This is a genomic window from Desulfovibrio sp. JC010 (assembly GCF_010470675.1).
Taxonomy (GTDB): domain Bacteria; phylum Desulfobacterota; class Desulfovibrionia; order Desulfovibrionales; family Desulfovibrionaceae; genus Maridesulfovibrio.
The window spans coordinates 272929-283254 of sequence record NZ_VOIQ01000005.1; the positions used below are offsets into that span (position 1 = coordinate 272929).

Genomic DNA, 10326 nt, shown 5'->3' on the forward strand with positions numbered 1-10326 from the left:
CTAGGGGTGTAGATATTACATTCGGCGAAGCCCTATTAAAAGTTTTTGGGATTCTTAAACCCTTTTTACAAAAAGGGTTTAAGGCTCCCGGCAGGGCCGCCGGAGGCAATCTATTGTTCAGTATTTTTCAAAGCAGCTTCTTCCTGCTTGGCTTCCAGTTCGGCCTGCTTTTCTTCCCAAGCGGTAACGCGTGCTTCGCGTCTGGCCTTGGCCTTGGCGAGAGTTGAGCTGACCAGTGCAGCATCAATGCGGGTTTTGCCGTTCTGCTCGGGACGGAACAGGTAGAGCTTCTGGCTGGCCTTGCCCTGTGCATCCCAGCTGATGGGTGCGAGGCTGAAATCCATATGCTGCGCTTCGTTTATGCGTGCGTTTACGGTTTCGGCGGTCCAGCCTTCATTGAAGGTTCCGAGCTTGCCTGCGAATTTAATGAAGTCGTAACCCAGCGCAACCCAGAAATCAGGTGTGCCAAGACCTTCACGGTTCATTACTTCTTTGAGACGTCCGGCACCGTCACTGGCTGACCACCATGCTCCGGGGGCAACGGTAAGGCGTAGGTTGCGTGCTTCCACGTCGCGGGCGGAGTTCAGGGCCTGACTCCAGAGTTCGGGACCGAGGAAAACAAGGGTGTCCGCTTCATGGAAAAAGAAGTGCGGAATCATCAGCTGTGCCTGATGCCATGTGTCCGGGATGAAGACCGCGCCGAAATCTGTTTCCGGTAGGGGGGCGTCCTCGCCCAGTCCTTCTGCTTCGTTCTGGGCCTGCTTCTGGTCCGCACGGACCAGCTTTCCGACCACCTTGCCCCATTTGGGAAAATCGCGGGGTGGATATGATTCCATGCCGGTTATTTTTGCACCGCGCATGGCAGCCATATTAAAGAACTTTTTGGACATCTGACGACCGAATTTTTCCTGCGGATAAAGCACGGCCAGTCTGGTGATGCCCAGATCGTTTACAGCAAGATCAAGGGTGGAGCGGATCTGGTCTTCGGGGCTGGAGAAAAATCTCCATGCCTGTTTTCCTTCTTCAAGGTTGCCGGGCTTGGCAAGGAAGGAGAAGGTGACCTTGTCCGCATATGTTTCGGCCTGTTCCAGCTGCTTGAAAGCTTTTACGCTGATAGGGCCTCCGATGGTGGTGTACCACGGGGGCAGGTTCTGGAGTCGTTCCAGCCAGTCCGGGGATTCGGTGTTGATGACCTGCACGTCCACGTCGAGACCTGCTTTGGTCATTTCCCACTGGGCCGCGCCCGCACCGCGAACGATTTTCCAGCCGTATTCCTGAAAGCGTCCTGAGATGGGCAGCACGAGGGCGATGCCTACGCGCGGGATGCCGTATTCACCTTCAAGTCTGCTCAGGATTTCGCTGAAATATGTTTTGTCCGCGATCTGGCCGTTCTGGATGATCCCGGCCATGGTGCGCCATGACATGGGCCAGTATTCGGTATCTTCGGACTGACGGACCGCTTTTTCGAAAACAAGCAGTTCGTAAGGAAATTTAAGGTTCGCGCCGCTGGGAACTAGTTCGGCCATGGCTTCGATTTCAGCCTTGCTCTTGTCTGCAAGGCCTTTCATGAACCATAGTTCCAGTCCCTGTTTGTTGGCGTCTTCCGGGGCGATTGCATAGAGCCGCGCCAGAGCGGTAAGCGAAGCAGAGTCCTGCTCCATACCGGAAAGATTTTTACCGGCTGTGGAGCGGATTTCCCATGACAGGAACGGATCTTCCATGGTCTGGGAGAGATGGGTTCTCAGCTTGGGGAAGTCTTTGATGGCAGTGAGGGTCTCGAAATAATATTCCTGCCAGACCGGGGAGCTTATCGCGTCTTCAGAGAGCTTCTGCCACTGCTCAAGGCGTGCTTCTGCCTCGTGATAATGTCCGGACTTGAAGGAACTGACTGCCAGTCTTTCCGTGGCCGGAAGGATTACCCGTTCCGGGATGTCGGTGCGTTCCAGCAGTCTGGTGTAGTACAGCTCACTGGTGATGTAGTCCCGTGTCCGCCAAGCCTTATCGGCTTCGCTGACAAGAGCCTGCGTGGTCATCATTTCAGTGGAGACGGTCGGCATTTTGACCGGCTGTTTCTGGAGCGAAATACAGCCTGATGCGGCAAATACAAAAGCAGCCAGCAGTATAACTGCAAAAATATGATTTGAAAGGCGTGAAGCCTTTTCTTTACTCATGAAATTTCCCATGCAAAGTTTGTGGCTTATGAAAGTAAATTCGTCAAGTTTAATGCCTATCAGACGAAAGAATCTCACGAAGAGGCGAAGCCATAATAAAAGGTTTTGGGATTCTTAAACCCTTTTGCAAAAGGGTTTAAGCCGCCGGAGGCATAAAAAAATCCGGCCTTCATTAATTAATGAAGGCCGGATCAAATTATACTTTACTAATCAGCTATGCAAGTCTGCACGCAAATTATTTTTTGTCGTCGTCTTTAACTTCGGTGAAGTCAGCGTCAACTACATCGTCATCAGCGTTTGCTGCGCCTGCATCTGCTGCACCTTCGGGACCTGCTGCGCCTTCAGCACCGGCAGCATTCTGCTGTGCGTAGAGCTGTTCAGCCAGCTTGTGGGAAGCCTGTGCCAGAGCATCGGTAGCCTGCTTGATGGCTTCGGGATCTTCGGTTTCGAGAACCTTTTTAAGATCTTCGCTCTTGGCTTCGATGTCAGCCTTGAGTTCCGCGTCTACGTTTTCACCTACTTCGCGCAGGGACTTTTCAGTGGTGTATATAAGGGAATCAGCCTGGTTGCGGGCTTCAATGAGCTCCTGCTTTTTCTTATCGTCTTCAGCGTGGGACTCAGCATCCTTGACCATTTTCTCGATGTCTTCTTCGGAAAGACCGGAGGAAGCGGTGATCTGGATGGACTGCTCTTTACCGGTACCCATGTCCTTGGCGGATACGTTTACGATACCGTTGGCGTCGATGTCGAAAGTAACTTCGATCTGGGGTACGCCGCGGGGTGCTGCGGGAAGTCCGGTCAGCTCAAAACGGCCGAGGGTCATGTTGTCGGCAGCCATGGGACGCTCACCCTGCAGAACGTGGATGGACACGGAGGGCTGGTTGTCCGCCGCTGTGGTGAACACCTGACTCTTGCGGGTGGGGATAGTGGTGTTTCTTTCGATCAGGTTGGTGAAAACACCGCCCATGGTTTCGATACCCAGAGACAGGGGAGTAACGTCGAGCAGGAGAACGTCTTTAACGTCACCGGCGAGGATACCGCCCTGAATGGATGCGCCCATTGCAACAACTTCGTCCGGGTTAACGGAACGGTTGGGCTCTTTGCCGAAGAATTCCTGTACCTTCTGCTGTACCAGAGGCATACGGGTCATACCACCTACGAGGATTACTTCGTCGATGTCCGCTGCGGTGAGACCTGCGTCTTTCAGTGCTTTCTGGCAGGGAGCCTTGGTGCGGTCAACGAGATCTTCAACCAGTTTTTCCAGCTTGGAGCGGGAAATTTTGACCATGAGGTGCTTGGGACCGTTCTGGTCAGCAGTGATGAAGGGCAGGTTGACTTCGGTTTCCATGGCAGTGGAAAGCTCTTTCTTGGCCTTTTCGCCTGCTTCTTTCAGACGCTGCAGAGCCATGCGGTCCTGAGAGAGATCAATGCCGTTTTCACGCTTGAACTCTTCAACGAGGTACTGGATTACAGCGTTGTCAAAGTCTTCACCGCCGAGGAAAGTGTCACCGTTGGTAGCGCGAACTTCAACAACGTTGTCGCCTACTTCGAGGATGGAAATATCAAAGGTACCGCCACCGAGGTCGAATACCGCGATCTTTTCGTTGGCTTTTTTGTCGAAACCGTAAGCCAGAGAAGCAGCGGTAGGCTCGTTGATGATACGCTTTACTTCAAGACCTGCGATGCGGCCTGCATCTTTGGTGGCCTGACGCTGAGAGTCGTTGAAGTATGCGGGAACAGTGATAACCGCTTCGGTTACGCTTTCGCCAAGGTAGGTTTCAGCGTCCTTTTTGAGCTGCTGCAGGATGATTGCAGAAACTTCAGCGGGGCTGTATTTTTTGCCTTCGATTTCAACCCATGCATCACCGCCTTTACCGTCAACGATGGGGTAGGGGCAGTGGTCGGTCCATTTTTTTACTTCAGGAGCACTTGCCTGACGGCCCATGAGACGCTTGATGGCGAAGACGGTTTTTTCAGGGTTGGTAACAGCCTGACGTTTAGCAATTTCACCAACGAGGCGTTCTTTATCAGTGAAGCCTACGATGGAGGGAGTGGTGCGGCCGCCTTCTGCGTTGGTAACGCATTTGGGGTCTTTACCTTCCATAACATAAACGCAGGAGTTGGTAGTACCGAGGTCGATTCCGATGATTTTAGACATATATAAATTCCTCCAGATGTATTTTCAAATTTACTGCATTATGATTTAAGGCCTGATTTCAGCTTGTAAAGAGGTCAGGCTATAAAAATCAGGATAATTTATTGACCATTACTTTTGCCGGGCGGATAACGCGTCCTTTGAGGACGTAGCCGCACTGCATGATCTGGGCGATGCTTTCAGCGGGAAGATCCGCATCCTGTGCCATGCCCATGGCTTCGTGAAAATTGGGGTCGAACTCTTCGCCGACTTTGCCCACAGCTTCAAGGCCGTGCTTGGCGAGGGTTTCCAGAAACATTTTTCTGGTCATATCCACACCGATAACGAAATCTTTGCAAGCGTCAAGATTCTGGGCGTGGTTAAGGGCGAGGTCGAGGTTGTCCAGCACGGGCAGCAGATCGGAAAGGATGGAGTCCGCCGCGAACTTTTTCAGTTCATCAGTCTCGCGGGCGAGTCTCTTTTTAATATTTTCCGTTTCAGCCAGTGCACGGAGACGCTCTTCCTTGGCTTCTCCCATCACATCGCATGCGGGACAGACGTGTTCCCGGCAGAGGGCTTTGAGTTCGTCTTCGCTTAAAGTCACTTCATTCTCAGTTTCCGCAGTTTCTTCAGTTTCAGTCGCCGCGGTTTCCTGTTCGTTCATTTCTTTATTATCTTCTTTTCCAGACATGGACTCTCCGGTGTCATGAATTAGCGGCCTGAGAACCTTGAAAAAGGACAGTCAGACCGCGTAATTAGACAAATAAGCATCCCGATAATGTTGTCAACATGTGAAACGGGATCAAATGGGACTTTTTTTCAATTTAAGATGATTTAATCGATTTTAAACCGTCCGTTCTCGTAAATAGTCACTTTTTCACCCCCGGCAAGATTTGCGGTGACAATTTTTTCTTCAGTATTTACGAGGTCCCAATGGATGGATGACGTGTTGAATCCAAGTGAGTCCATCATCATTTTATCCAGAATTTCCGGCGGCCCGGCAAATGTTTCGCTTAAAGACTGGCCAAGCGCGATATGACAGCTGCCGTGCTCGCCACCGAAATTTTCATCAAGGATGGTCTGGGCCATGAAATGATCCACCCGTGAAATGGAAGCATCGGTCAGCGCGAATTCACCCACCCGGCGCGCGCCGCCGTCTGCCCGGAGCTGGTCGAGCAGGAATTTTTCTCCGCCCATGGCTTTCACGCGCATGGCGATGCCGTCCATAAATTCCATCTGCACCCCGTAGGTGGCTTTATCCATATATAATGAAGGCAGGTCAGCGAAGTAGATTCCGTTAACCGTACGGCAGTCCGGGGAGATGAAGATTTCATAGCCGGGGATGTTTTCACCTGCTGCCGCGCACCACTTTCGGTTCTCACCCGGCGAAAAAAAGAGGTCGCAAAGCTCGGATTGCATGCGGATGGTCTTGATATCAAGCGAGGTCAGCCAGCGGGCAATCTCATTGGTGCGTTCGGAGATTTTCTGCCATTCGCGGGCCGGGTCGGGCATATTCAGATAGCAGGCCCGCATGAGCCGGGTGGTGTAATCCTCAAGGGAAAGTCCGGACTTGTCGGCCAGGGCCTGCGTGGGGTAGGCGCACTCGGTCCAGGCCAGCTTGCCGTGCAGCTTGCGTTTTTCAATGGCTTGTTTGAAGGGGCGGGTGCCGTTGCGGTTTTCCATGATTGCGCGCGGGTCCACTTCGGTCATGGCTTCCACTTCTTCTGGGGCATGGATGCGAATCACCCCGGCGGCTTCGCCGTAGAGTTCTTCTTTTCCCGGAGGATGGAAGGTCAGCTGTCCGTAACTGGAATTGATGTACAGTTCCGCCTTCATGGCCGGAGTTAAAGCGGTTTCCATGACCGGATGTAGGTGCTTTTCTATAAGCAGTCCGAAGAGTGCTTCCGCCAGCGGAGTGGCAAGGTAATCATATTTAATGATGATGATATTTTTGTTTTTCAGCCCGTCAGCCTTCTGGCTGCCGATAGCCCAGAGCAGGACTTTGGCGTATTGGCGCAGGTCTTCGTAGGAAATTAAGTTATTCATATAAAATACTGATTGTTTAGAATGCTGGTTGCTGAAAAGACAGTAATGCTTCCGCTTAATCTAATCTACAATAAAAATAAATATACCAGCTTGAAGTCGGAAGATATATGTCTGGTCAGTGTGATATTCATTGTGCTTAAAATTATATGTTAAATTACCGTGTCTGAGATTGACTTTCAATCATGGGCATGGCTAAGTAGCAGATTCGAATTGCGGCTGGGATAGACTGGCTGTTGTTGAAAATGCTATTCATAATCAAATTAAAAGATATATGGTGTAAGGGGAGTTATGTCTGTATCACTCAGAACAATGAAAAAGGACCAGAAAGGTGTAGTTGTTTCGGTTAACGCCAGCGGTGAATTGGGGCGTCGTATCCGGGACATGGGGCTTGTACCCGGCACTGAATTCATGGTTGTGGGCCGTGCGCCTCTGGAAGATCCTGTTGCACTGCGCATGAAGGGCTTTACCCTGACCCTGCGCAACAACGAAGCTGATTTTATCGTGGTCGCTCCGGAGGATTAAGCTATGGGCAAGGAATATTTTGTAGCGGTTTCCGGTCAGCCCAACTGCGGCAAGTCCACCATGTTCAATGCCCTTACAGGGTCAACAGCGCGGGTGGGCAACTACCCGGGCATCACTGTGGACCGTACTGAGGGACGCTACTGCACCCCTGATTTTTGCGCCAATCTCGTCGATCTGCCCGGCACATATTCCCTTACTTCCTATTCCATGGAAGAGGTCGTCGCCCGCAATGTGATTGTCGATGAAAAGCCCGATGTGGTTATCAATATGCTCGATGCCACTTCTCTTGAGCGTTCCCTGTATCTTGCCGTGCAGTTTATGGAGATTGGTGTTCCGGTCGTCCTCGGCCTGAACATGATGGACGAGGTGCGTAAGAAGGGCATCCGCATCGATTCCAAAAAACTTTCCGAGCTTATGGGTGTTCCGGTTGTGGAATGCATAGCCCGTCGCGGTGTGGGCAAGGAAGAACTCATGGAATCCGTGCAGCAGGTTGTTGAAGCAACCGAAGGCGAATGGAATCCGGTAAATATTTCATATGGTCACGACCTTGATCCGGTTATTGAAGAGATGACCGTGCTCATCAAGGAAAACGAATTCATGACTGATCGTTACGATCCGCACTGGCTGGCGGTGAAGTATCTGGAAGAAGATGAGATAGTCATGAAAAACGGCCAAAAAGCCGATCCGCAAATGGCTGTGCAGATGGAAGAAAAAGTGCAGACTGTTTCCGCGCACATCCAGAAGACACTGAATACCTACCCTGAAGCAGTGCTGGCTGATTATCGTTACGGCTTTATTAATTCCATCCTCAAACAGGGCGTCATCAGCCGTGAGGACAATCTGCGCTTTGATGCTTCAGACAAGATTGATCTTGTGCTGACTCACAAATTTCTTGGTCCGGTGATCATGCTCTTGATCATGTATTCCATGTTTTACATCACATTCAATGTTGGGGCTATCCCGCAGGGCTGGGTGGAAGCAGGTTTTGCGTGGTTCTCCAATACAGTAGGCTCTTTGCTGCCGGACGGTTTGCTCCGGTCCATGGTCACATCAGGGGTAATTGACGGCGTAGGCGCGGTTATGGGCTTTACCCCGTTGATCCTGATTATGTTTGCCATGCTCGTTTTTCTGGAAGATCTCGGCTACATGGCCCGCGTTTCCTACATGGTCGACCGGGTGTTCCGTTCATTCGGCTTGCACGGCATGTCCATCATGCCTTTCATCATGTCCGGCGGTCTGCCCGGCGGCTGTGCTGTTCCCGGCGTTATGACCTGCCGTACCCTGCGCAGCCCCAAGGAGCGCATTGCCACCATCATCACCGCACCGTTTATGATCTGCGGAGCCAAGACCACTGCATATCTCATGCTTGTCCGCGCTTTTTATCCGGACAACGCCACTACGGTCATGTTCGGGTTGGTGCTCATCTCATGGCTGTTGGCCCTTTGTTTCGGGCGTCTGCTGCGTTGGACAGCCCTAAAAGGTGAGTCCACCCCGTTCGTTATGGAGTTGCCTCCGTACCGTATCCCGACCCTGCATGGTGTAGCCATCCACACTTGGGACCGTGTCTGGGAATACGTGAAAAAGGCCGGGACTGTGATCCTCGCAATTTCTATCCTCATGTGGGCCTTGATGACCTTCCCGCAGCTCCCTGCCGAACGTGTAGCGGCTTTCGAAGCCCAGCGGGTGCAGGTGGCTGAGCAGAGTGTAGCTTGGTCCGGCACTGCTGAGGAAAAAGAAGCCAAAGTGAAGCAGGTCCTTGCTGAAATCAGTTACAATGAAGGTGAAGCCGCTCTCAAGCATTCTTATGCCGGACGCATGAGTGAAGCCATTTCCCCGGTAACTGATGTGGCCGGGTTCCCGTGGCAGGCCAATGTTGCTTTTATCGGCGCGTTCGCAGCCAAGGAAGTTTTTGTTTCCACCATGTCCACCGCCTATTCACTTGGCGAAGAGGACCCGGAAGAAGCCCTGTCGCTCACTGAAAAGATCGCAGCCGACAAGGCCTGGACTACTCCGGTAATCTGGTCGGTGTTCATCTTCTTGATGGTATACGTGCCATGTATGGTTACCGTGGCGGTTATCGCTCGCGAGACCAACTGGAAGTGGGCTACTTTTTCAGTGTTCGGGTCGCTGACTTTCGGCTATTCGCTGTCTGTGATTATTTATCAGGTGGGTAGTTTGTTGATGTAATTGCCTTCGGCGACCCTGCCGGGGGCCTCAAACCCTTTGAAAAGGGTTTGAGGATCCCAAAACTTTTTAGTAAGCTTCGCTGTATAACTTCTTAGTTTATTACTAATAATCACGACCGTAATATCTTTTGGTATTGCGGTCTTTTTTGGGTCTGTTGCTAATAAGCATTATGTTTGATAGTTATTTATAACAAGTCTAATCAAGGTGTTTTGGTGGGGTATAGGGGCGGTTCAGTTTAGCCGTATATAAATGTGGGGATTTGGAAAATATTATGAAAAAAATTGCGTTATTATTGAGTATGTTGCTCGTTACCATGTTTGCGACAGCCGCTTTTTGTGAAGATGGGAAATTGATCGTAAAGAACGCAGCTGAAATGCCGAGGGTCGTTAAAGTCAAGGCGTCTGTGCCTACTGGGTATATCGTAAAGAAATCAGATATTGTCGGTAGTGATAGTGAAGAAAGCTTTGAGATAACTCTGCAAAGAACTATTGACTATACCGAAACTTGGCATATTAAGATTATTGATGTCACAGGCATACCGATTTGTGATGGCTATTTACTTAGGGATAAAAATGGTTTTAGAGTTAAAACTCCGGGGGCATATTTTACTTTCCAAGCATCAGGAAAAGATGGAGTGGTAACGATAACCAAGTAATATGTGGTAGTTACTTAAACAGGTTTATCAAAATAGCAAAAGGCGGAATGTTCGGGTGGTAACGAACATTCCGCCTTTTTGCGTGGGGTGTGAGTGGTTATGAGGTGATTGGAAATTTTATTAAAGAGGCTCGTAGTAGCAGCGTTTGGGGCTGTGGACTTTTCCGTCTTCACGGAGAGCTTTAATGGCTTTGGAAACATCCTTGGATTCAACACCGAGTGCTTTAGCTATATCACCGGGACGAACTGGCTTGCCTGCTTCTTTCATTGCTTCGAGAACTTTATTCTGCATTTGTAATCTCCTTATTTATTGCTGTTGATAACTATTACTAATTTAAAGAGTGGTATCTGTCAACAACAAATTTAAATTTCCGTAGGACAAATTTTAAATCAAAGCGGCGAAGCCATAATGAAAGGTTTTGAAAGGATGGGGTCTGGGGAAGGAAAACTTTTGCAAAAGTTTTCCTTCCCCAGCCGCCGGAGCAACGGTGGCAAAAGTCAAGCTACGCAGGCTGCTCAGACCAATATTGGTCGTTAGCAATTAGGGCATTCAAAATGCCAAGTAACTTTCTCATTGATGCGACCATCGCAACTTTATGAGCTTTGCCAGCG

The 10326-nt window shown here is 50.4% G+C and carries 8 protein-coding genes and 1 pseudogene; 3 read left to right on the forward strand and 6 right to left on the reverse strand.

What is annotated here, in order from left to right; translation table 11 throughout:
- Positions 1 to 110 precede the first annotated feature (110 nt).
- From FMR86_RS07925 to FMR86_RS07940, 4 genes are all read right to left on the reverse strand, one after another.
- Positions 111 to 2171, reverse strand: a complete 2061-nt coding sequence (locus FMR86_RS07925; RefSeq protein WP_163350556.1) for a penicillin-binding protein activator — start codon at positions 2169 to 2171, stop codon at positions 111 to 113.
- Between the two features lie 235 nt (positions 2172 to 2406).
- The gene (gene dnaK, locus FMR86_RS07930; protein WP_163350557.1) at positions 2407 to 4329 is read right to left on the reverse strand and encodes a molecular chaperone DnaK; all 1923 of its coding nucleotides are present in this window, start codon (positions 4327 to 4329) and stop codon (positions 2407 to 2409) included.
- Positions 4330 to 4417: 88 nt separating this feature from the next.
- Positions 4418 to 4996 (reverse strand): nucleotide exchange factor GrpE, encoded by a 579-nt coding sequence (gene grpE, locus FMR86_RS07935; RefSeq protein WP_163350558.1) that lies wholly within the window; start codon positions 4994 to 4996, stop codon positions 4418 to 4420.
- Positions 4997 to 5139: 143 nt separating this feature from the next.
- Positions 5140 to 6351 (reverse strand): aminopeptidase, encoded by a 1212-nt coding sequence (locus FMR86_RS07940; RefSeq protein WP_163350559.1) that lies wholly within the window; start codon positions 6349 to 6351, stop codon positions 5140 to 5142.
- A gap of 288 nt (positions 6352 to 6639) precedes the next feature.
- Here FMR86_RS07940 and FMR86_RS07945 point away from each other — a divergent pair, with 288 nt between their 5' ends.
- The 3 genes from FMR86_RS07945 to FMR86_RS07955 all read left to right on the forward strand — a co-directional run bounded on the left by FMR86_RS07945 (position 6640) and on the right by FMR86_RS07955 (position 9715).
- Entirely contained in the window at positions 6640 to 6873 is a 234-nt protein-coding gene (locus tag FMR86_RS07945) for a FeoA family protein (protein ID WP_163350560.1), read from the forward strand.
- A 3-nt stretch (positions 6874 to 6876) separates the two neighbouring features.
- The gene (feoB, locus tag FMR86_RS07950) at positions 6877 to 9060 is read left to right on the forward strand and encodes a ferrous iron transport protein B (RefSeq protein WP_163350561.1); all 2184 of its coding nucleotides are present in this window, start codon (positions 6877 to 6879) and stop codon (positions 9058 to 9060) included.
- Between the two features lie 271 nt (positions 9061 to 9331).
- A complete protein-coding gene (locus FMR86_RS07955) occupies positions 9332 to 9715 on the forward strand; it encodes a hypothetical protein (RefSeq protein WP_163350562.1) in 384 nt (127 codons plus the stop codon).
- Positions 9716 to 9835: 120 nt separating this feature from the next.
- Here the strand turns inward: FMR86_RS07955 and FMR86_RS07960 are convergent, their stop codons facing one another.
- Complete coding sequence (locus tag FMR86_RS07960; protein ID WP_163350563.1) at positions 9836 to 10006, reverse strand: HTH domain-containing protein; 171 nt, start codon at positions 10004 to 10006, stop codon at positions 9836 to 9838.
- Positions 10007 to 10217: 211 nt separating this feature from the next.
- Positions 10218 to 10326 (reverse strand): annotated as a pseudogene (locus FMR86_RS20815) (IS110 family transposase); the annotation flags it as partial.